This window comes from Asticcacaulis sp. P4_H10 (genome assembly GCF_056400965.1).
Genome location: NZ_JBFUKH010000004.1, coordinates 359,763 through 381,033, shown reverse-complemented (window position 1 = coordinate 381,033; position 21,271 = coordinate 359,763). Strand labels below are relative to the sequence as shown.

Annotated in this window: 25 protein-coding genes; 17 read left to right on the top strand and 8 right to left on the bottom strand. The window is 61.1% G+C overall.

What is annotated here, in order from left to right; translation table 11 throughout:
* Positions 1-238 precede the first annotated feature (238 nt).
* Positions 239-1,249 carry a phosphogluconate dehydrogenase (NAD(+)-dependent, decarboxylating) gene (gnd, locus tag AC1DON_RS09935; RefSeq protein WP_476934631.1) on the top strand — a complete coding sequence of 337 codons (1,011 nt, stop codon included), beginning with the start codon at positions 239-241 and terminating at the stop codon, positions 1,247-1,249.
* A gap of 3 nt (positions 1,250-1,252) precedes the next feature.
* Here the strand turns inward: gnd and AC1DON_RS09930 are convergent, their stop codons facing one another.
* Together AC1DON_RS09930 and AC1DON_RS09925 are read right to left on the bottom strand one after the other, a co-directional pair.
* Positions 1,253-1,612, bottom strand: coding sequence for a hypothetical protein (locus AC1DON_RS09930; protein WP_476934630.1), 360 nt, complete (start codon positions 1,610-1,612; stop codon positions 1,253-1,255).
* Positions 1,613-1,616: 4 nt separating this feature from the next.
* Positions 1,617-2,039, bottom strand: coding sequence for a hypothetical protein (locus AC1DON_RS09925; RefSeq protein WP_476934629.1), 423 nt, complete (start codon positions 2,037-2,039; stop codon positions 1,617-1,619).
* A 148-nt stretch (positions 2,040-2,187) separates the two neighbouring features.
* Here AC1DON_RS09925 and AC1DON_RS09920 point away from each other — a divergent pair, with 148 nt between their 5' ends.
* Positions 2,188-2,385: a hypothetical protein gene (locus AC1DON_RS09920; protein WP_476934628.1), complete on the top strand. Its 198-nt coding sequence runs from the start codon at positions 2,188-2,190 to the stop codon at positions 2,383-2,385.
* A gap of 3 nt (positions 2,386-2,388) precedes the next feature.
* Here the strand turns inward: AC1DON_RS09920 and AC1DON_RS09915 are convergent, their stop codons facing one another.
* Positions 2,389-3,396, bottom strand: a complete 1,008-nt coding sequence (locus AC1DON_RS09915; protein ID WP_476934627.1) for an aspartyl protease family protein — start codon at positions 3,394-3,396, stop codon at positions 2,389-2,391.
* A gap of 87 nt (positions 3,397-3,483) precedes the next feature.
* On the opposite strand from AC1DON_RS09915, the gene AC1DON_RS09910 reads away from it, so the two are divergent.
* The 3 genes from AC1DON_RS09910 to AC1DON_RS09900 all read left to right on the top strand — a co-directional run bounded on the left by AC1DON_RS09910 (position 3,484) and on the right by AC1DON_RS09900 (position 4,954).
* Complete coding sequence (locus tag AC1DON_RS09910) at positions 3,484-3,819, top strand: YciI-like protein (RefSeq protein WP_476934626.1); 336 nt, start codon at positions 3,484-3,486, stop codon at positions 3,817-3,819.
* Complete coding sequence (locus tag AC1DON_RS09905) at positions 3,816-4,151, top strand: hypothetical protein (RefSeq protein WP_476934625.1); 336 nt, start codon at positions 3,816-3,818, stop codon at positions 4,149-4,151. The genes AC1DON_RS09910 and AC1DON_RS09905 overlap by 4 nt, the downstream gene beginning before the upstream one ends.
* A 122-nt stretch (positions 4,152-4,273) precedes the next feature.
* Positions 4,274-4,954: a peptidylprolyl isomerase gene (locus AC1DON_RS09900; RefSeq protein ID WP_476934624.1), complete on the top strand. Its 681-nt coding sequence runs from the start codon at positions 4,274-4,276 to the stop codon at positions 4,952-4,954.
* Positions 4,955-5,053: 99 nt separating this feature from the next.
* On the opposite strand, the gene AC1DON_RS09895 is transcribed toward AC1DON_RS09900, so the two are convergent.
* Complete coding sequence (locus AC1DON_RS09895; protein ID WP_476934623.1) at positions 5,054-5,497, bottom strand: response regulator; 444 nt, start codon at positions 5,495-5,497, stop codon at positions 5,054-5,056.
* A 193-nt stretch (positions 5,498-5,690) separates the two neighbouring features.
* On the opposite strand from AC1DON_RS09895, the gene AC1DON_RS09890 reads away from it, so the two are divergent.
* From AC1DON_RS09890 to AC1DON_RS09860, 7 genes are all read left to right on the top strand, one after another.
* A complete protein-coding gene (locus AC1DON_RS09890; RefSeq protein ID WP_476934622.1) occupies positions 5,691-6,011 on the top strand; it encodes a hypothetical protein in 321 nt (106 codons plus the stop codon).
* Between the two features lie 184 nt (positions 6,012-6,195).
* The gene (locus tag AC1DON_RS09885; protein WP_476934621.1) at positions 6,196-6,402 is read left to right on the top strand and encodes a hypothetical protein; all 207 of its coding nucleotides are present in this window, start codon (positions 6,196-6,198) and stop codon (positions 6,400-6,402) included.
* Between the two features lie 94 nt (positions 6,403-6,496).
* Positions 6,497-6,931 (top strand): pyridoxamine 5'-phosphate oxidase family protein, encoded by a 435-nt coding sequence (locus AC1DON_RS09880; RefSeq protein ID WP_476934620.1) that lies wholly within the window; start codon positions 6,497-6,499, stop codon positions 6,929-6,931.
* Positions 6,932-7,087: 156 nt separating this feature from the next.
* Positions 7,088-9,934 (top strand): M16 family metallopeptidase, encoded by a 2,847-nt coding sequence (locus tag AC1DON_RS09875; RefSeq protein ID WP_476934619.1) that lies wholly within the window; start codon positions 7,088-7,090, stop codon positions 9,932-9,934.
* A gap of 172 nt (positions 9,935-10,106) precedes the next feature.
* Positions 10,107-10,499: a DUF805 domain-containing protein gene (locus AC1DON_RS09870; protein WP_476934618.1), complete on the top strand. Its 393-nt coding sequence runs from the start codon at positions 10,107-10,109 to the stop codon at positions 10,497-10,499.
* Between the two features lie 146 nt (positions 10,500-10,645).
* A complete protein-coding gene (locus AC1DON_RS09865; protein WP_476934617.1) occupies positions 10,646-11,359 on the top strand; it encodes an EF-hand domain-containing protein in 714 nt (237 codons plus the stop codon).
* A gap of 168 nt (positions 11,360-11,527) precedes the next feature.
* Positions 11,528-12,286: a prephenate dehydrogenase/arogenate dehydrogenase family protein gene (locus tag AC1DON_RS09860; RefSeq protein ID WP_476934616.1), complete on the top strand. Its 759-nt coding sequence runs from the start codon at positions 11,528-11,530 to the stop codon at positions 12,284-12,286.
* 186 nt (positions 12,287-12,472) lie between these two features.
* Here the strand turns inward: AC1DON_RS09860 and cimA are convergent, their stop codons facing one another.
* Both cimA and AC1DON_RS09850 read right to left on the bottom strand, forming a co-directional pair.
* Positions 12,473-14,065 (bottom strand): citramalate synthase, encoded by a 1,593-nt coding sequence (cimA, locus tag AC1DON_RS09855; protein WP_476934615.1) that lies wholly within the window; start codon positions 14,063-14,065, stop codon positions 12,473-12,475.
* Positions 14,066-14,072: 7 nt separating this feature from the next.
* Complete coding sequence (locus AC1DON_RS09850) at positions 14,073-14,486, bottom strand: winged helix-turn-helix transcriptional regulator (protein ID WP_476934614.1); 414 nt, start codon at positions 14,484-14,486, stop codon at positions 14,073-14,075.
* A gap of 114 nt (positions 14,487-14,600) precedes the next feature.
* Between AC1DON_RS09850 and gstA the strand changes: the two genes are divergently transcribed.
* From gstA to AC1DON_RS09830, 4 genes are read left to right on the top strand one after another with little or no spacing between them, the layout of a single operon-like run.
* Positions 14,601-15,212: a glutathione transferase GstA gene (gene gstA, locus AC1DON_RS09845; protein ID WP_476934613.1), complete on the top strand. Its 612-nt coding sequence runs from the start codon at positions 14,601-14,603 to the stop codon at positions 15,210-15,212.
* Entirely contained in the window at positions 15,209-15,583 is a 375-nt protein-coding gene (locus AC1DON_RS09840) for a nuclear transport factor 2 family protein (RefSeq protein WP_476934612.1), read from the top strand. The genes gstA and AC1DON_RS09840 overlap by 4 nt, the downstream gene beginning before the upstream one ends.
* A gap of 2 nt (positions 15,584-15,585) precedes the next feature.
* On the top strand, positions 15,586-15,786 hold the full coding sequence (locus AC1DON_RS09835; protein WP_476934611.1) for a tautomerase family protein: 201 nt from the start codon (positions 15,586-15,588) through the stop codon (positions 15,784-15,786).
* A gap of 3 nt (positions 15,787-15,789) precedes the next feature.
* A complete protein-coding gene (locus AC1DON_RS09830; RefSeq protein ID WP_476934610.1) occupies positions 15,790-16,233 on the top strand; it encodes a DMT family transporter in 444 nt (147 codons plus the stop codon).
* On the opposite strand, the gene AC1DON_RS09825 is transcribed toward AC1DON_RS09830, so the two are convergent.
* A complete protein-coding gene (locus AC1DON_RS09825) occupies positions 16,230-18,071 on the bottom strand; it encodes a cation:proton antiporter domain-containing protein (protein WP_476934609.1) in 1,842 nt (613 codons plus the stop codon). The genes AC1DON_RS09830 and AC1DON_RS09825 overlap by 4 nt on opposite strands.
* A 319-nt stretch (positions 18,072-18,390) precedes the next feature.
* Between AC1DON_RS09825 and AC1DON_RS09820 the strand changes: the two genes are divergently transcribed.
* The gene (locus tag AC1DON_RS09820; RefSeq protein WP_476934608.1) at positions 18,391-20,517 is read left to right on the top strand and encodes a M13 family metallopeptidase; all 2,127 of its coding nucleotides are present in this window, start codon (positions 18,391-18,393) and stop codon (positions 20,515-20,517) included.
* A gap of 115 nt (positions 20,518-20,632) precedes the next feature.
* Here AC1DON_RS09820 and AC1DON_RS09815 read toward each other — a convergent pair whose 3' ends face one another.
* Positions 20,633-21,235, bottom strand: coding sequence for a TetR/AcrR family transcriptional regulator (locus AC1DON_RS09815; RefSeq protein ID WP_476934607.1), 603 nt, complete (start codon positions 21,233-21,235; stop codon positions 20,633-20,635).
* Between the last annotated feature and the right edge of the window lie 36 nt (positions 21,236-21,271).

The following is a 21,271-nucleotide window of genomic DNA, read 5'->3' as shown; positions in this document are numbered from 1 at the left end:
CACGGAACCTCCGCCGGCGGGTGCAGCCCATCCAGTTTGACCACCTGAAGTCTGCAGGCTATCCGGCCTGACATAAAAAGTGGATTAGAATGTGCGTTTGTCGCCGTTTTCAACGGTCGGACCGTTACCTGAAATCAACGTTTTCGCTCGCGTCTCAGCCGAACAGTGTTTGTGATTCGACTCTGGCCCGCTAACCAATCATGTCTTGCGCACATATGCGGTAAAGGGTGGTGGCGTTATGCGGCTGGGGATGATCGGCTTGGGCCGAATGGGTGGCAATATCGCGCGCAGATTGATGCGCGATGGACATGAGGTGGTCGTATTTGACCGCGATCCGGCCTTGTTGCGCCAATTGGCATCCGAAGGCGCAGTCGCTGCCGAAGGGCTGTTCGACCTGCACCGCCGCCTGAGCGCGCCGACCAGCGCCTTTCTTGGCATGGGCAAGAAGAGCCAGGCCATCATGTGGGTCATGCTGCCGGCCGGAAAACCCACCGAAGACACGATCGCGGAGCTGGCCGACATGGCGCAGCCTGGCGACGTCGTCATCGACGGCGGCAACACCAACTATAAGGACGATATCCGCCGCGCCAAGGTCCTGGCCAAGCGCGGCGTCGACTATGTCGATGTCGGCACATCGGGCGGCGTCTGGGGTCTGGAACGCGGCTACTGCATGATGATCGGCGGCAAGGACACGGTCGTGTCAGCGCTGGATCCGATCTTCGCGACCCTAGCACCCGGCTATGGCGACATTCCGCGTACGCCGCATCGTGAAGGACACGATGATCGCGCCGAACGCGGCTATATCCACGCCGGTCCCGCCGGCGCCGGCCACTTCGTCAAGATGATCCACAATGGCATCGAATACGGCATGATGCAGGCCTTCGCCGAAGGCTTCGACATCATGGCCAACAAGACCTCGTCGCGCCTGCCCGAAGACGAGCGCTTCGACCTGAATCTCCCCGACATCGCCGAAGTCTGGCGCCGCGGCAGCGTGGTGTCGTCGTGGTTGCTGGACCTGACGTCCCAGGCCCTGGCCAAGGATGGCAAGCTCGAGGGCTTCTCAGGCCAGGTCGCCGACAGCGGCGAAGGTCAGTGGACCATCGAAGCCGCCATGGAAGAGGCTGTGCCGGCGCATGTGCTGACGGCTGCGCTCTACGCCCGTTATCGCTCGCGCACCGGCAATACATTTGGCGAAAAAGTGTTGTCGGCCATGCGCTTCGGCTTCGGCGGCCACGTCGAGACAAAGTAGGTTTTAGCCGTCGGTCGGCCGCGCACCGTTCGTCATGCCATTCTCCGTCGGCCCCGTCGTCGGGTCCGTGACCGTGCCCGTCCCTGCGCCATCCGTCACAGCCTTGCCCGGAAGCGGTGTTTCAGTGGCCGCTGGTGTGGTTTCTGCCGCCGGCTGGGTGTCGACAATCCCGCCGTCGCGATCAAACCCGCCGGTCACCGGCTGATCGGCCGGCAGGACGGCATCGGATGGTCCGCTGCGGCTGACCACCGAGGCGACACTGTAGACGATCGCCACGGCGACGATCAGCGCCAGCACGATAAGGACCGTGCGCAGGTTGCGGTGGGACGATATATGGTCGTGTGGATGGTGTAAGGTAGCCATGGCGCTATCCTAATGCACGGACATAGTTGTGGACCCGGACATTTCCGCCCTCCAGGCCCTGTGCCATGCCGCCGCTCCAGCCCTCTTCCCGCCAGCTTTTCTCGTGGGCATCGAGATCGATTGGCGCATAGCGATCAAGAATATCGACCACCTCTGCCGCGCGATCTGCGCGCGTATGAACCGTCAGCAGCACCTTGCCGCGGCGCACCGCTTCGCCGTAGATGGTGACATCCTGGTCGTCGGTGAAAAAGTCCTTGATCGACTGCCACAGCCCCTTGTCGTCCTCACCAGAGGTCATCCGTGACAGGGTGGTGTCATGAAACCCTGCCGTATAGAGGGCATCGTGGGCGCTCTCCGCCTCGCCCTGGCTGTGAAACACAGCGGCGATGGTGCGGTCACCGGGAACGATGCGATTCTGGTCGTTCATAGTGAACCTCCTGAATAACAAGGACTATCACCAGAATTTACACCTTGCGAGGTAATGGTGCCATGCGGGTGCTCCCGCAGCCCCTAAGGGTTGCGTAAGGGTCTTTGCAGAAACTCTGCGCAAGGAAGTGCAGGAGAAGAAGGTCAAGATGACCCTGATCGAGCCAGGCTCCTTCGGCGCGGATAGGCAGGAAAAGAGTCCTGAAGAACAGCGGCAGGCGATCGAAAAGATGGAGATGTTCTACGCCGAGGAACTGGCCGAGACCATCCTGTTTACGCTGACGCGATCCGCCCGCACCGACGTAGTGTCGATGCGCGTCGAGCCATTGCTGGAAAAGGCGCGTTAAGACTTACGCTCTCTCGATACGGATCGGCGCTGGAGGCATCATCTCGGCCAGTTCGAAGCGGATTTCCTTCAGGCGGTAATCGATGGAAACTGTGGCGAATTGACGGAGGTAATCCATTCCGATCAATAGCGCCGGATTTTCATTCAAGTGGAAGGTATCGAAGCTTGGCACATCGGCAATCACCAGCGCTCCGCTGGTAAAATGCAGGTTCTGGAGGGTGATGCCATTGATGGCAATGACGTCACCGCTGATCTGCGTTCCGGTAATATCGGTCAGGATCGCTGGACCATAGACGTGCACGCCCTTGCGACGTTTGCGCAAGGCTGCTTCCAGAGCGGGATTACCAACCGAAATTTCCGCACCCGTATCGATGAAGGCCGTGGTCTGCACATTATCGACGCGGGCATTGGTCGCCTTCAGACGGCCGTCCCGGCCCGATGTCCTGACCCGCGTCGTCAACTTGTCGTCGGCATCAAAACGGTTTCTGGACCGTTCGATCTTCAATGTCTTGCCCAGAAAATCAAACGTGACCCGGGTGCCGTTGATGACATCGAGCCCCAGGAAGCCATCCGCTCTCAGAAAGGCGCGCGGCAGAATGGGCAGTTTCAGGTTGTTGTGGACAAGGGGTCCGACGCTGAGTTGGTCAACCGGAACCAACCGCGTCTTGATACGTCCGGTAACGCCCTCAACCGTGATGGGCGCGCCCTCGGGCAGGTTGAGCGCAGCAGCGACATCGTCGGCCAAGACGCTCAGTTCCGCCCCTGTGTCGACAATGAAGTTAAAGGGGCCTTTGCCATTGACCATGACCTTGATCGTCAAGTGCTGTGAGGCATTACGCCCCGCAGCGACCTTGGCGCTTTCGCCGTCGGCTACGGCGCCGGGGAGCACACCAGCATTGGGCGTGATGACGGTCTGGGACCAGCCCGCCGATGGCGTCAATGCGGCCAGACCGGCGGCGCCTGCAAGAAACTGACGACGGAGCAATGCGCCGCGTGGCTTGTCCTGAGCCATGATATCCCCCTTTATTATAATTGCGGCCAGTATAGGCACGATCCCCATCAGAACAAGAGCGTTATCCGTTTACCGTCCGGTGCCCTCATGAAACACTTCCTTCTCTTCTACAGCTTCGTTCCCGACTATCTCGATCGTCGCGCGCAATTCCGCGACGCGCACCTGAAGCTTGCCTGGCAGTCAGCGGAAAACGGCGAACTGCTGCTGGGCGGCGCCCTGGCGGATCCCGTCGACGGCGGCCTGTTGCTGTTCAAGGGCGAAACCGCGCAAGGCGCCGAAGCCTTTGCCAGGGCCGATCCTTACGTCACCCAAGGGCTGGTCACCGCCTGGCATGTCCGCGAATGGACGACCGTCGTCGGACCGGATGCGGCACGGCCCTTGTTATTTACGTCTGATAAAAAGGGGACTATCGAGGAGACATGACAATTCGTGCCCTCTCGTCGGAAGAGCGTGACATAGTCCTGAAGGCTTTGTCAGCGACATTTCAGTACTTCGATTTCGACTTCGATGCTCGCCTGGGTATTGACCCAGAAGATATGCATCGCCTGATCGCGGCGTGGCCCGATATCGATGACTCAGATGACGACGGACAGGCAGCGCTCGCGATAAACAACACTTTGAATGATTTCCTCCACGGCGTGGGTCTTACAGACGAGGACTTCACCATTATCGCTGACGTCAATCGTTCTGAAATCCTGCAAATTTACCGGAAATGGGCGTTTGCACGTGGCTGGACATCTACCGGGGGCAGATAGCCTCTATCATGAAATCATATACCCGGTCTGCGAACGCTTGGAGAAATTGCGGCAGGCTTGGCGACGCTTTACGACGGATCGGGTTTGTGCCAACAAGTACCAAAGACTTTTGGCGAGGCACTATGAGACGGAAATTTCTGGCGGCCGGACTGGCCCTTGCGACCACGACCCTGCTGGCGTGTTCCAAACCGCCCGAAAAGAAGGCTCCGCCTCCACCGCCGCCCCCGCCTCCGCCGCCCGAAACCGTGACGGTGCGTATCGAAACCGCCAAGGGACCGATCGTTCTTCGCCTTGAGGCCAAGAAGGCGCCGATTACCACCGCCAACTTCTTGCGCTATCTCGACGCCAAGAAGCTGAACGGCGCCTATTTCTGGCGCGCCATGAGGGGCTATCAGGGCTCGGGCTTCATCCAGGCCTCGGCCGTCGGCCTGAAATATCCGCCGATCCAACATGAATCCACCAAGCAGACCGGCCTGAGCCATACCAATGGCGCCATTTCGATGGGCCGCTACGATCTCAATACCGCCACCAATGAATTTGTCATCTGCGTCGGCGACATGACCTACATGGACGCCGGCCGCGATCCCAAGGGCGACAACCAGGGCTATGCCGCCTTCGGCTATGTCATCGAAGGCATGGACGTAGTGAAGTCGATCCTGCATGGCAAGATCCGCAAGGAGAAGATCGAGGGCGGCTGGGATGGCCAGATGCTGGCCGAACAGGTGCTGATCAATTCCGCCGTCCGGGTCAGTGAGACGGCACCGCCGGTGGCGGCCTCAGCCTCAGCGTCTCAGGCGGGTTAGAGCGATATGGCGAAAAGTGTGAAGCGGTTTTCGCCTTAGATATCGCGACAAAACAAAAGATTAGATCGGAATGATGCTTCCATCTAAAATCATTCCGATCTAGCGCCCTGCCACCGCATTGGCGATAGCTGAGACGAGGACATCACTGGTAAACGGTTTGGCGATGTGACCATCCATGCCGGCGCGCTGGCACTGGGCGATTTCGGCCTTCTGCACATTGGCGGTCAGGGCCAGGATCGGCACATCGGCAGTGGCCAGACCCGAATGACGGATACGGCGCGTCGCCTCGAAGCCGCTCATTACCGGCATGTTCATATCCATAAGCACGACGTCGAATACCTGGGTATCGAGCGCGCGCAGCGCTGCCGCGCCATCATTGACCGCGGTCACCACCGCCTTTTCGCGCATCAGCAGGATGGTGATCAGGTCGCGCACCATCTCCTGGTCCTCGGCAACAAGAACCTTCAGTCCGGCGAGAGAGGTCGGACGGCGTGATGCGGCAAAGGGGCCGCCCTGGTCAGAAAAATTCGGCGATTGGGACATCTTGGAACTCATGTTTACCCGCGCAGTCTACGCCAAAATGGTTACGCGACCGTTTGCCGAAACTGCCGTTCGCGTAAGTTTTCCATGAGAAGGTGCGCCTCATCGACTTCTTGCCCCGCGTCGCGCCACATAGTGCTGTCGCCTTACAGGTGTGAAGCTAAGCTGGTTGTCAGTTAAGCCACGGAGGTCTGCCATGTTTGTCGAATGCAGTTCCAATCTCGTCAAGGCGCAAATGGCCGCCTATCTCGTCAACTTCGAGACGGGTGTAGAAGGCGGCGAAGCCGTTGCCCTCGACATCGTCGAACTCATTGCGACGCGCATGTGTTCGCGCGAGGACTACCAGGTCGGCGTCCTGGGTTTCTTCGTCCGGGCCAATCTCGTGGCGCTCGACCGCCGCGTCATTACCTTCCCCGAAGCGCTTAACCGTTTCACGGCCGCCGCGCTTGCCGCGCCTCTTGGGCACGAAGAACTAACCGCAACTTTCGAAGCCGGTCTCGATGACCTTTATTTCTGAGTAATCGGAAATTTAATCTACACGTTTTGCAGATCAAGGGAGAGCGGGTCATTCGATCCGCTCTCTTTTTCTTTCAAACGCGGACAAATCGTTACTTTTATAAGCAAGCCATAAGTGTTAACTTTTATTAAACCGCCATGGCGTACGGTCCGGGCGATCATTTCTGTACATTGGGACGCGTTTTATGTCTTTGGCTGACAAGCTGATTATGCCGAAAAAGCTGCTGGTCGCAGCCTATGTGATGATGCTGACCCTGTGGGTCGCGATCGGCGTCGAGTATTTCACCGACTGGCCGACCTTCAAACTGGTCAAGACCGTCCTCTACTTCCTGGTGCTGGAATACGTCTGGACGTCGGTGCGCCGCGAATTCTTCAGCAACGAGACCAAGTAGGCCTTACCGGCTCTTTGCAGCCTTCCAATCGTCTGCGGATTTCACCATTAGCAGCCCTGCGTCACCGTGCGTGCCTCATACACAGGAGGTTACCATGGGAAATCTGTCGCTTCAGGACGTCGCCAAGCGCATGCGCGATATCGACATCTGCATGCTGACGACACAGTCACCGGCCGGCGCGCTTGAGTCGCGGCCGATGAGCAATAACAGGAATGTCGACTGGGACGGCGACAACTGGTTCTTCGCCGACGGGTCTTCCTCTGCCGCCCAGGACATTGCCTCCAACCCTCAGGTCAATGTCGCCTTCTCCAAGGAGCCGGGGCTGCTGCAGAAGCCGGTCTTCCTGTCGGTAACGGGGCAGGCCGAACTGGTCACCGACCGCGCTGAGATGGAAAAGCACTGGGACAAGGATATCGAGATCTGGTTCAAGGACGGGCTCGACACGCCGGGCCTGGTCCTGATTCACGTCCACGCCTCCAGCGTCAAATATTGGGACGGCCACGATGAAGGCGAACTGCGGGTTCTATAGCTTCCGCGCAAGATTGTTTTGTCGCGCTTTCTGTCCAAAAACCGCTGCACACTTTTTGGAAAGCGCTCGTCTAACTTTCTTGTAACTTTTCCGGCGAGGCGCCATGTGAAATAGTTTCCGGAATTATCACCGGACCTTTTCAGGGGCGCGCTCGCCATGATTCTTTCCCGCAAATCCCTTCTGTCCCGCGCCAGCCTGGCCGTTGTCGCCACCCTTGTCGCCGCGCCCCTGGCCCAGGCCGCTCCCAAGGCCGAAGCCGGCATCACCGTGCCGCCGATCGCCTACAAGACGCGGACGCTGAAGAACGGCATGAAGGTCTATTGGTCGCGCGACACCACCACGCCGAACGTCACGGTTCAGGTCTGGTACAATGTCGGCTCGAAGGACGATCCGCACGGCCGTTCCGGCTTCGCCCACCTGTTCGAACACATGATGTTCAAGGCGACACGCGACATGCCGTCGGAAACGCTCGACCGCCTGACCGAGGACGTCGGCGGTTTCAACAACGCCTCGACCTATGACGATTTCACCAACTATTACGAGGTGGTGCCGTCGGCCAGCCTGGAACGACTGATCTGGGCCGAAAGCCAGCGCCTCGGCGCCCTGGTCGTGGATGACGCCATCTTCAAGTCGGAACGCGACGTCGTAAAGGAAGAGCTGCGCCAGCGCATCCTCGCCTCGCCCTACGGCCGCCTGTTCGGCCTCTACATTCCGCAATATTCCTATGCTGCCCATCCCTACAAGCGCCCGGGCATCGGCTCGATCGAGGAACTGGACGCCGCGACCATCGACGATGTCCGCGCCTTCCACCAGACATTCTACCGTCCTGAAAACGCCGCCCTGATCGTCGTCGGTAATTTCGACGAAGCGCAGTTCAACGCCTGGACCGACAAGTACCTGGCGCCAATCGCGTCGGCCGGTCCTCAGGCGCCGCGCACCTACGCCGTTGAGCCCCAGCGCACCGGATCGAAGACCGTCACCACCTACGGCCCGAACGTGCCCCTTCCCGCCTTCATCATCACCTGGCTGGGGCCGAAGGCATCGGATAAGGACGCCGCCGCAACCGCCGTGCTCAACGCCATCCTGTCGTCCGGCAAGTCGTCGCGCCTGTATAACAGCCTGGTCTATGACAAGCAGGTTGCCGCCGAGGTCTTCTCGACCGCCGACCTGCCAGCCCAGCCGGGTCTGGTCTATGCCGGCGCCATCCTGTCCGACGGCAAGACGCTGGACGAGGTCGAGCCGCTGCTTAAGGCCGAGATCGCCCGCGTCCGCAATGAACCTGTCAGCACCGCCGAACTGAACGAGGCCAAGACCGAACTGATCGCCGCCGCCGTGGCGTCGCGGGAATCGATCGACGATCGCGCCTTTGCGCTCGGCTATGCCCTGTTGACCGAAGGCGACGCCGCCAAGGCCAATACCGCCATCGCCGAACTTCAGGCCGTGACCGCCGCTGACGTCCAGGCCGCCGCGAAGAAGTATCTGCGCGAAGACCGCGCCCTGACCATCCGCTACCTGGCGGAATCGCAACGCCCAACTGGTGAAGCCGCCACCACACCCGACATCCCGAAAGTCGCCAGCGTCAAATTCACCGGCGATGTCGTGACCCTGCGCCCTGAAGGCCAGCGCGAAGCCCTGCCGCCTGTTGGCAAGGCCGTCGACCCGGTCCTGCCGGCGCCCGCCGAAACCACCCTGCCCAACGGCCTGAAGGTCGTGGTCGCCAAGAGCTCGGACCTGCCGCTGGTCGCCGTCAAGCTGATCGCGCGCGCCGGCGCCTCCTCCGACCCGTCGGGCAAGGCCGGCACAATGAGCCTGATGTCCGACGTCATCACCGAAGGCACGGCCACGCGCTCGGCGCAGGACATTGCCGCCCAGACAGAGTCGCTCGGCACTTCGATCGCCTCAGGATCCGAGTGGGAGCAGTCGTCGCTCAAGCTGACCGTGGTGAAAAGCAACCTGACGCCCGCACTCGGCATCCTGGCCGATGTGGCGCAGAATCCGGCCTTTGCGGCGGAAGAGATCGATCGCGTCCGCACCCAGTCGCTCGACGGTCTCAAGGTCAATTTCCAGCAGCCGGGCGCACTGGCCGGCTACGTCACCGCACCTGTCATATATGCCGGCACCGCCATGGGCCACGTCGCCGGCGGCACACCCAACTCGCTGCCCAAGGTCACGCGCGACGACCTGACGACGGCACACAAGGCGGCCTGGCGCCCGGACAACGCCGTCCTGGTCCTGACCGGCGATATCACGCCGCAGGAAGGCTTTGCCCTGGCGAAGGCCGCGTTCGGAAGCTGGACGAAGTCAACAGGCACCGCCCTGACTGCCCCGGCCATTACCCCGTCGGGCGCGGCGCGCGACGTTATCGTCGACCTGCCTGGCACCGGCCAGACTGCGGTCATGCTGGCCAAGACGACAATCGCCCGCAACGATCCTAACTACTATCCCGGCATCGTCACGGCCAGTGTGCTGGGTGGCGGCTATTCGGCACGCCTCAACCAGGAAATCCGCATCAAGCGCGGGCTTAGCTACGGCGCCAGTGCCGGGCTCACCCCGCGTCTGACGACCGGCGGGTTCACGGCCTCGGCCCAGACCAAGAACGAATCCGCGGCCGAGGTCGTCGGCCTGATCCGCAGCGAACTGAGCCGTCTGGCGACCGCGCCGGTCCCGGCCGACGAACTGACGGCGCGCAAATCGGCGCTGATCGGCAATTACGGCCGCAGCCTGGGCACGGCCGACGGTTTGGCGGGCATCCTGGGTGATCTGTCCTTCTACAAGATCAATCTGAAGGAAATCCAGAGCTATACGGCCAATGTCACCGCCGTCACCCCGGCCCAGGTCTCGGCCTTTGCCGGCACGGTGCTTGATCCAGCCAAGGCCAGCGTCATCATCGTCGGTGACAAGTCAAAGATGGGCGACGCGATTACGGCCGCCCTGCCCAAGGCGGAAGTCATCCCGGTTACCGCGCTCGACCTCGACAGTCCGACACTAAAGGCGGTAAAATAACACCGTACACAGGCCTCTTCCGGCTTCGGTCAAATTGTGCATACTCTGTTAAGACTTTGTCGCCCAAAGTCCTGACAGAGCGTGTCCCGAAACATGAAGCGTTTTCGGCCTGATGTGCGTAAAAAAACAGTACCTGTGCGCGTAACCCTTTCCTCCATCCAAAGGTTACCCAATGACTTTTCCTGAAGCTGTCAAAAGTGCGTTTAAGAATTACGCCAAGTTCGACGGCCGCGCCTCGCGGTCGGAATACTGGTGGTTTGCATTGTTTGAAGCCCTGGTCCTGATCGTCCTGGCGATCCCCATGGTCGTGTTCAGCGACAACGCCCTTGGCGGCATATTCGGCTTTCTGTACATCATCGCCGCCCTGGGCATGATCCTGCCGGCGCTCGGCCTGCTGTTCCGCCGCCTGCACGACACCGATCGCAGCGCCTGGTGGATCCTGCTCAGCTTCATTCCGTTCGGCAGCATCGTCCTGCTGGTCTTCACCTGCCTGGACAGCACGCCTGGCCCGAACAAATTCGGCGCGCGCCCCGGCGCAAAAGGCGTCGCGGAAACCTTTTCCTGAGTGTTCAAAGGCGGGTCCAACGACCCGCCTTTTTTGTGACCGCTTGCTTGCGGGAATGATTGCGGCTACTCAATAATCCAGCCCCAAATTGACCATAAAGCCTCAATAACGCTTGTGGCGCAGTTCCAGTCGCGCGAGATCGTACCATGCCTCACCCGCTCCGGCCTTCCCTGATCGTCATCGCCAGCCTGGCGGCTCTGAGCCTTACGGGAGCCCTTGCCAGTGTGGCGAGTGCGCAGATCGTCACCAGCGTGAACAGCCAGATCTTTACCTCGCCGTCGGGCCAGCCCTTCCGCGCCACGGCCGATAAGCCCTATCCCGTCGCCGCCTGGTTCGCCGCAACCGATGCCGACAAGGACGGCAAGATCAGCCACGAGGAATTCGACAACGACGCCAAGGCCTTCTTCCTGCGCCTCGACACCAGCAAGGACGGCTACATCAACTCGCCGGAAAACACGGTATTCGAGACCAAGATCGTGCCGGAAATCACCCGCCTCGATCCACGCGTCAACCAGCCTAAGAACTTCCGTGCCCAGTACGACTCGAGCATGGGCGTCGATCAGGACCCGACAAAAGGCCGCTATCAAAAGTCGCTGCAGGGTGCTGCGCAATACGGCCTGATCAACGAGCCCCAGCCCGTGCGCGCCGCTGATGGCAATCTCGATTTCCGCGTTTCGGGCGCCGAATGGATGAACGCAACCAGCCAGCGCTTCGAGATGCTTGACAAGAATGCCGACGGTTTCCTGACACCGGATGAACTGCCCAAGACGCCGCTGCAAATCGCCCTGGAAGCGCCCAAGGATGAAAAGGGCAAGGGCGACAAGGGCAAAGGGGATAAGAAAAAACGTTTCGGCTGGTAGCCATTTTCAGGGTTAATTATTGCGCGAACCTTGTTTCAAGCGCAATAGAACCTTGGGAAAACGTGAAAGTCGGCTGTAAATTGCACGCAAGGCACGTTTTACCTCGCCATGCAGGTTTGAGTGTGTTACGGGCGCTGCTTCGGTTTGACAAGCAACGCGACGGCATTCGTGGGCAAGACAGTACATAAGCTCGGTCTTTTTGGTCTGGGGGCATTTGGCCGCCTTATCGTCAAGCATCTTGCCCCCTATTTCGACATCCATGCCTGCGACCCGTCGCCGGAAGCGCGCGCCTTCGCGCACCGGCATAATGTCACTTTATGCAGCCTTGAAGAAGCCGCGGCTTGCCGCATCGTCGTCCTGGCGACGCCGATCCGCACGTTGAAGGCCCTGGCTGAAAAGATCGCTCCGCACGTCCATCCGCACGCCCTCGTCATCGACGTCGGCTCGGTGAAGATGAAGCCGGCGGCATGGCTGAAGGCCGCCCTGCCGGAGGGCGTCTACATCCTGTGCACCCACCCCTTGTTCGGGCCGCAATCGGCGCGCAAGGGTCTGCACGACCATGAAATCGTCATTTGCCCTGTGCGCATCCGCCGCATGAAGCCGATCATCCGCTTCCTAGAGATGCTTGATCTCAGGGTGACGATCGCTACCCCGGAAGAGCACGACAAGGCCCTGGCTGCCGTACAGGGCCTGACGCACCTGATCGCCAAGGTGATGAGCGGGCTGGAACCCCTGCCCCGCGTCCATACGACCAAGTCCTATGACCTGATGATGCAGGGGATCGGTCTGGTCCAGGGCGATTCAGATGAGCTGTTCCTGTCGATCGAACGCGATAACCCGTTCGCCGCCGAGGTGCGCAAGCGATTCTTCCACGAGATCGATGTCTTGCGCGCCCGCCTTGAAGCTCACGAGACGGTCGGGAAGTAAGCTAAAAGTCCCCGCTCTCCGTTTAAGGGGAGAGGGTAGGCGCCGGGCGGCGAGCCTGAGGGGCAAACTATAGTCTGCCCCAAAGCCGAGCGTGGAATTGCCCCTCATCCAGTCCTTCGGACCACCCACCGCTTGCGAAAGCTATACTTTCGCTACGCTATACCCCGCAAGCAGGGAGAAGGAATACTACTTCACCTTCGCGCCGCGCTTGAGCAGGTGATAGGTCACGGCGTCGAACAGGGCATTGTTCGAGGCGTCGATGATGTTGTGGCTGACGCCGAGCGTATTCCAGCTATGGCCCTGGTCGTCGCGGCTTTCGATCATGACGCGCGTCAGGGCCGCCGTCGCCTCCGAAGGCGTCAGGATGCGCACCTTGTAGTCGGCCAGATGCATGGCTTCCAGTTCCGGATAGTGCGGGAGCAACGCCTTGCGCAACGCGGCATCGAGCGCATTGACCGGACCGTTGCCTTCGGCGACCGTCATGACCGTCTCGCCGCCCACGCTGAGCTTTACGGTCGCCTCGGCGACAGTGTTATGCCGGCCCTTGGCGTCGACACGGCAGTCATCGAGCGTGCGATAGGAGTGCAGATCGTAGAATTTCGGCAGCACGCCCAGAAGCTCACGCGCCATCAGCTCGAAGCTGGCGCTGGCATCTTCATAGGCATAGCCCAGCGCTTCGCGCTCCTTGACCGCCTTGACCAGGTCGCCGATGCGGTCGTCGTCCGGTGACACTTCGATGCCCATCTGCTCGAAGCGGCTGAGGATGTTGGCGCGGCCGGCCTTGTCCGACACCAGGATCAGGCGGCTGTTGCCGACCAGCGCCGGGTCGATATGTTCGTAGGACCGGCTGTCCTTGTTCATCGCGCTGACGTGCAGGCCGCCCTTGTGCGCGAAAGCCGAGGCGCCGACATAGGCGGCATAGCGGTTGGGCGCGCGGTTCAGGCGGTCGTCGACCATACGCGACAGTTGGCCGATATGGGTCAGTTGCTCGGCACTGATGCCGGTATCAAAGCCCATCTTCAGCATCAGGGTCGGGATGATGGCGATCAGGTTGGCATTGCCGCAGCGCTCGCCGATGCCATTGATCGTGCCCTGGATGTGGCGCACGCCGGCATCGACCGCCGCCAGCGAATTGGCGACCGCCTGTTCGGTGTCGTTGTGACAGTGGATACCGAGATTGGCGTCCGGCAGGGCGTTCTTGACCTCGGAGACAATGCGGCGAACTTCGGCCGGCAGAGACCCGCCATTGGTGTCGCACAGCACAAGCCAGCTTGCGCCAGCCTCATAGGCGGCTTCCAGGACTTCCAGGGCGTAGACCGGATTGGCCTTGTAGCCATCGAAGAAATGCTCGGAATCGAAGACCGCCTCGCGGCCTTGCGCCTTTACGTGCGCCAGGGATTCGCCGACCATGCGCAGGTTTTCGGACTTGGAGACCTTCAGCGCCGTTTCGACCTGCCAGTCCCAGCTCTTGCCGACCAGGCAGATGGCCGGTGTATTGACCGCCAGCAGGTCTTGAAGCCCCGGGTCGTTGGACGCCGAACGGCCAGCGCGGCGCGTCATGCCAAAGGCCGAAATCTTCGATGTCTTCACCGCCGGCAGGGCCGCGAAAAAGGCGTCGTCGGTCGGATTGGCGCCGGGCCAACCGCCTTCGATATAGTCAATACCGAACGCGTCAAGCGCGGCGGTAATCGCCTGCTTGTCGGCTACCGTGAAGTCGATGCCTTGCGCCTGCGCACCGTCGCGCAGAGTGGAGTCATAAAGGTAGATGCGTTCGCCCATGGCCCATCTATAGCTCTGCCGCCAATTCGGCAACCGGATTCCGGTTTTCAATAACTGTGCCAGTGGTTTGAACCCCGGCTTGGCGCAGTTTCAGGCGCTCGCCGACTTCGACGATCTTATGGATAATCGGCACGAATTCATGGCCGAGCGCCGTTAGCGCATATTCGACCGATGGCGGCGATGTCGCCACCACCGTCCGCGTGAGCACGCCCATGTCTTCGAGGTCCTTGAGCCGCGTGCTCAGCATCTTGGCCGAGATCGGTGGCATATCGGCTTTCAATTCACTGAAGCGGCGCGGTCCGCCACTCAGATACCAGATGACATTGGGCGTCCATGTCCCGCCAAGTATGGCCATGCATTCCCCGACCGCGCAGCGCGGCGGTGGGGTTGGCGAAGTGTTCTTGCGCATTTTCAGGGGCATGGCGGTTACCTGCGGGATACTCGATAATGCAGTAACCTAAAGTAATCAGGTTTACAAATGTTAGTCTTGGCGCCTATTGTCTGCTCGCTTTTCAACTCAAATAAGGCTCTGATTATGAAGCTTTTTTACGCACCGGGCGCCTGCTCGTTGTCGCCCCATATCGTCCTGCGCGAAGCCGGCGTGACGTTCACGCTCGAAAAGGTCGACACCAAGGCGGGTAAAACCGAAAGCGGCGCCGACTATAGCCGGATCAACGCCAAGGGCTATGTCCCGGCGCTGCAGATCGAAGATGGCGTGGTCCTGACTGAGGGTGCAGCCGTGGTTCAGTTTATTGCCGACCAGCATCCCGATGCGAAACTGGCCCCGGCCGCCGGCACTCTGGAGCGCGCGCGCCTTCAGGAGCACCTGAACTTTATCGCCTCGGAACTGCACAAGGCCTTTACGCCGCTGTTCAAGGTGGAGTCGAGCGAAGAGGTCAGAACCGCCGCCGTGGCCAATGTCCGGCGCCGCCTCGGTCAGATCGAGCAACAACTCGAAGACGGCCGCGACTATCTGATGGGGCCGGATTTCAGCGTTGCCGACGCGTATCTCTTCACGGTCGCAAATTGGGCAACACCAACGGGCATCGGCCTCGATGACTGGCCGCGCCTTAAGGCCCTGGTCGCCCGCATCGCTGAACGTCCATCGGTGAAGGCTGCCATGGCTGCCGAAGGCATCGCGGCATGACGCCGGATCGCGTCGCTGTCGAGGCCGTGCTGAACCGCTATTTCGACGGCCTTTACCACAGTGACGCGAACCAGTTGCGCGATGTCCTCCACCCGCGCGCCCACTATGTAACGGTGACGGACGACAGCCTGACCTATCATACGGTCGAAACCTATCTGCCGATCGTCGCTGCCCGCTCCTCACCCGCCAGCCGCAATGAGGTTCGTGCCGATCGGATCGTGTCGCTGGACTTTGCCGGGCCGGTGACGGCTCGGGCGCATGTCGAATGCCGTATCGGGCCGAAATTTTTCACCGACTTTCTCACCCTGATCCGCGATGATGGCGAATGGCGGATCATATCAAAAGTCTTCCACTACGATCTCAAGGAGTGATTATGCCCTATGTAAACATCAAGATTACCCCGGCGGCTACGCCTGAGCAGAAGGCCGCGCTGATCAAGGGCGTCACCGATCTGCTGGTGACGGTGCTCAACAAGAACCCTGAAACGACCTTTGTCGTGATCGACGAAATCGACAGCGATAACTGGGGGATAGGTGGCGAAACCGTCACGGTAAGGCGACAACGAAAGGGCTAAACCATGCAGGCGGGATATCTGGGCTGGGCGTTTGTGGCGGGTGTGCTTATCCCCGTCATGGCGGCCAGCAATGGCGCACTGACACGGCTGACCGGCAATCCGGCGCCGGTGACGCTGAGCGTCTTCGCGGTCGGATTGCTGGCCACGGCGGTCGTCACGACCATCAATGGCCTCAAAGGTGCGGCTACCCTCATGAGCGCACCGCCCTATCTGTTCTGCGGCGGGCTGATCGTCGCCTTCTATGTGCTGAGCGTGTCGGTGCTGACGCCCCGCATCGGAGTCGTCAGCACCATAACCTGCGCCGTCGCCGGCCAGATTGTCATGAGCGCCGTTATCGACCACTTCGGCCTGTTCGGCGCGGCGCAAAAGCCGGTGGACCTGGTCCGCGCCGCTGGCCTGGCCCTGCTGCTGGCGGGTTTGTTCGTGACGCAGGTCAAAAGGGTTTAAGCTTCTCCCTGCATCCTTGGCCGCAGCACCGGCGTGGCGCCTTCGCGCACCCCGAACTGGCGGCGGAAGACGTCACGCTGTTCGTGGACGCTGGCCAGGACCAACCCCATCGGAACGCCCAGATCGATCAGCGTGTTCTCCGCCAGTTGCAGACTGGCTTCGATCGTCTCCGGCACGGCGTCGGTCGCGCCCATCTGGTAGAGCTTCTGGGCATGGCCGGCGTCGCGGGCGCGGGCGATGATATGCACGTCTTCGCGCAAAGACCGGATCGTCTTGACCACCGAGTCGGTAAAGGCCGTCGTCGATGCCGTCACCACGACGGCGCGCGCCCGGTCGATACCCATCCGCGTCAGGAAGTCCGGCACCGATGCATCGCCATACCACGCTTCGACCCCGGCTGCGCGGGCGCGCGAGGTGACGTTCGGATTGAAGTCAATCACGGTGAACGGGATGTCGTGGACCTTGAGCATATCAGCGACCAGGGCGCCGACGCGGCCATAGCCGACGATGATCACCGGACTGCCTTCGCTGACGACCTCCGGCGCCTCGGCGGTCTGGACGCCCGGCTTTGCGGTCATACGGCCAAAGCGGCCGGCCAGGGATGCCAGGATCGGCACCAGGAACAGGCTGAGCGTCGCCGACAGGATCACGGCCTGGCCGAAATCGGCATCCAGCGCCTTGTTGCCGACAGCCTGGTCGATGATGACAAATGCGAACTCGCCCGCCGGCCCCAGAACCGCGGCGGTTTCGATGGCGGCGATATGACCCAGGCCAAAGGCGCGCGCCAGCGGATAGACCAGCACGGCCTTGATGGCGACCATAGCCACGACGAGACCGAGGATCAGCGTCGGCTCGGCGAAGACGGCCGACAGCTCCAGGCGCGCCCCGACCGTCACGAAGAATAGCCCCAGCAGGAGCCCTTTGAACGGGTCGATCAGGACTTCGACCTCACGGCGGTATTCGGTTTCGGCCAGCAGCACACCGGCGACAAAGGCCCCCAGGCCCATGCTCAGGCCGGCAACGACCGCCACCTGGCCGGACAGCAGGACGACCAGCAGGCAAGCCGCCATGAACAGTTCGCGGCTCTTGCCGGCGGCAACCAGTTTGAACAGCGGACGCAGCAGGAAACGGCCGCCGATAATAATGACTCCCATGCCGATCAGGGCGGGAATGAGCGCCAGCAGCCCCTGCCAGCCGACGCCGGTCCCGGCGCTGGTTCCGGCCAGGATGGCGACGGTGATCAGGATAGGGGCGACCGCCACGTCCTGGGCCAGCAGGACGGCGAAGACGCTGCGGCCGGACGCCGTGCGCAACTGCTTGCGGTCGGACAGGACCGGGATGACGACGGCGGTGGAGGACATGGCCAGCGCCATGCCGAGCGTTGCGGCACCGGACACGCTGCGGCCCAGAACGAAGAACAGGGCGGCCAATACGACGGAACACAGCGTCATCTGCGCGGCGCCGAAACCGAAGATCATGCGCCGCATCGATTTCAGGCGCTCAAACGTCAGTTCCAGACCAATGGAAAACAAAAGGAAGACAACACCCAGCTCAGCCAGCGTGTGTGTGCTGTGCGAGCGCATGAGCGCGAAACTGTCAAAGACCGGGGAGACATCGGCCAGCCGGCCCACGCCGTCAGGCCCGAGCAGGACTCCGACCAGCAGGAAACCGAGAACGCCGGAAACTCTATATTTCTGAAAAATAGGAACTACTACGGCCGAAGCCAGCAGGAAGACGATAATGACGACTTCATAACCTTGGGAAGCATTGGCAGCCTTATGGGCGGTATCGGCGGCCATGGCGCTGATAGCGGGCGGGGCCTGTTGGGCATGCAGCATAGGTCTTCCTTTTTCATCGGTTGTGCAGCCACTGTCCCGGCAAATAACGTCGCGCCCCATTTCCGTCGGACACGGCGGAGGGCATTGGCATTTCAACGATTTTGGAAACGGCGCGGCCGTATGTCTATTAAAACCCGCACAGGTACGATTTGAAAACCCCAAAAATGCGAAAAGCGTCCAAAAACATCACTTTTCCCGACGGATAGGCGCCTATCCAAACATGACAAATAATTCATGTGGCAGCTGTGGATTATTGGTTAGTGTACAGATCGTATCTTTTTTAACGACGGCGAAATGCCGCGCGTAGTGGGTGCCCCTCATGCGACTGTCCAAACTCCTCCTCACCACCACCCTGATGAGCGGCCTGGCGCTTGGCGCCGCCGCCGAAACGCCCGACCGGTGCATCGACGCGCACTGCCGGATGCTGAGCCTGCACAGCCTCGACGGCTTTTTCGCCGGCGCGGACAGCCAGGGCGGCGAAGTCTCGACCGCCGCCAAGCGCTATGGGGCCTGGGGCATCGATACGGCCGGCATGGACACCTCGGTCAAGCCAGGCGACAGCTTCTTCAATTACGTCAACGGCACGGCCGTCAAGAACCTGGTCATCCCGGCCGATAAGACCTCGATCGGCAGCTCCGCCATGCTGCGCGACCTGTCCGAAGCTCGTTCCAACGCCATCGTCACCGACCTGGCAGCGCGCAAGGACCTGACCGGGGACGACGCCAAGATCGCCGCGGTCTACAACGCCTTCATGGACGAGGCAGCCGCCGAAAAGCTGGGAGCCGCGCCGCTCAAGCCGCGCCTGGCAACGATCAAGGCGATCAAAACCAAGGCGGAAATGGCGAAGTATATGGGCCAGACCAGCGGTGCTTTCGGTTCGGCCTTCTTCAATCCGTACGTCGCCTCCGATGAAAAGAACCCGAAGCTTCAGGTCCTGCTGATGGCCCAGGGCGGCCTGGGTCTGCCGGACCGCGACTACTATCTCAAGGACGGTTTCGCCGATAAGAAGGCCAAGTACGAAACCTACATTGCCGACATGCTGCGCCTGGTCGGCCACGCAAATCCGGAACAGTCCGCCAAGGACATCCTGGCGCTGGAAACAAAGATCGCTGAAGCCCACTGGACGCGCATCGAGCGCCGCGACTCGACCAAGACCTATAACCCGATGACCAAGGCGGAGCTGGCAAGCTTTGCGCCCGGCTTCGACTGGAACGGCTTCCTCGACGGCGCCCACGCCGGCCAAGCCAGCAAGATCATCGTCAATGAAAATACCGCCTTCCCCAAGATCGCCAAAATCTTCGCCGACACCCCGCTTGAGACGCTCAAGGCGTGGGAGACCTTCCGCACCGCCGACCAGGCGGCGCCGTACCTGTCGAAGGCCTTTGTCGATCGCGCGTGGGCATTTCGCTCTCGCGATCTCAGCGGCGCCCAGGCTCAGCGCCCACGCTGGAAACGCGCCATCGGCGCTGTCGAAGGCAGCCTCGGCGAAGCGCTCGGCCGCACCTACGTTGCCACCTACTTCCCGCCCGAGTCCAAGGCGAAGATGGAAACCCTGGTCGCCGACCTGCGGGCTGCGCTCAAGATCCGCATCGACAACCTGACCTGGATGTCCGACACCACCAAGGTCAAGGCGCAGGAAAAGCTCAGCAAGTTCGGCGTCAAGATCGGCTATCCCGAAAAATGGCGCGACTATTCCGGCCTAACCGTCAAGGCCAACGATCTCTACGGCAATGCAGAACGCTCCAGCGCCTTTGACTGGGCTTATCAGACAGCCAAGATCGACAAGCCCACGGACCCGCTGGAATGGGGCCTGACACCGCAAACCGTCAATGCCTACTACTCGCCGACCGAGAACGAGATCGTCTTCCCGGCCGCCATCCTGCAGCCGCCCTTCTTTGATCCGGATGCCGATCCGGCCGTCAACTATGGCGGCATCGGCGGCGTCATTGGCCACGAAATCGGCCACGGCTTCGATGACCAGGGCCGCAACTACGACGGCAACGGCGTGCTCACCGACTGGTGGACCGCCGAAGATGCCGCAAAGTTCACCGTCCAGGCCACCAAGCTCGGCGCCCAGTACGACGCGTTCGAAGTCCTGCCGGGCGTACACGTCCAGGGCGGCCTGACCATGGGCGAGAATATCGGCGATCTGGCCGGCAACCTGCTGGGGCTCGACGCTTACCGCCTGTCGCTCAATGGCAAGCCCTCGCCTGTCCTCGACGGCTTTACCGGCGACCAGCGCGTCTTCATGGGCTTTGCGCAGGTCTGGCGCTCGAAGTACCGTGACGATACGCTGAAGCAGCAGGTCACCGCCGATCCGCACTCGCCCGCGGTCTTCCGCGCCATCGGCCCGATCCGCAATATCGATGCCTGGTACGATGCCTTCGGCGTCAAGCCGGGTGACAAATATTACGTCAAACCCGAAGACCGCGTCCGCATCTGGTAATCAGGGTGCGAGGCACCCTGGACCCGGAATCGTGATGTCACGGGTTGACAGGCCGCGGGCTCACAACTCCCATGGTTCAAAATAAAAGCCCGTCTCGTCTGAGGCGGGCTTTCGTTTACCGGCAGGCTGCCCGGGTCAGCCATTCCACTTCGTCCGACAGTTTCTGCACTGGCACGGCGATCAGGCGCTCCTCCAGCCCGATACTGACGATTCCGTGGACGGCGGCGAAGAGGGTCCGGGCGCGAACCGTCAGCGCGCTGTCATCCATGTCAGGCGCGATCACGCGCAACGGCCCGGCGATATGCCGGAACAGCCGCAGTTGATCCTGTACAGCCCAATCCGGCAGAGGCGCCGAAATCCGCACCTCGAACATCATCCGCCATAGCCGCAGATTCTCCCGCGCGAAGATCAGGTAGGTGTGGGCGATAACCACCAGGCAGTTGATCGCCTCGGCAGGCGTTGCGATTTTCAGATGTCCGGTCGCCGCATCAAACGCCGCATCCAGCCGCTTTTGCGTCCGCGCCGTGATCAACAGTAGGAGCGTGTCCATATCGGCCACGATATTATAAAGTCCGCCCAGGGCCACACCGATATCGGCCGCCAGGTCGCGCGCCTTCAAACTTGCCAGTCCATCTTCACAGATACGCTTTTCCGCAGCCTCCATAAGGGCTTCAAGCTGCGCTTGCCGTTTATCGGCCGTTCTGGATGTCTGCGCCATATCTGCTCCAAAAAATATTTGAACATCGTTCAAAAT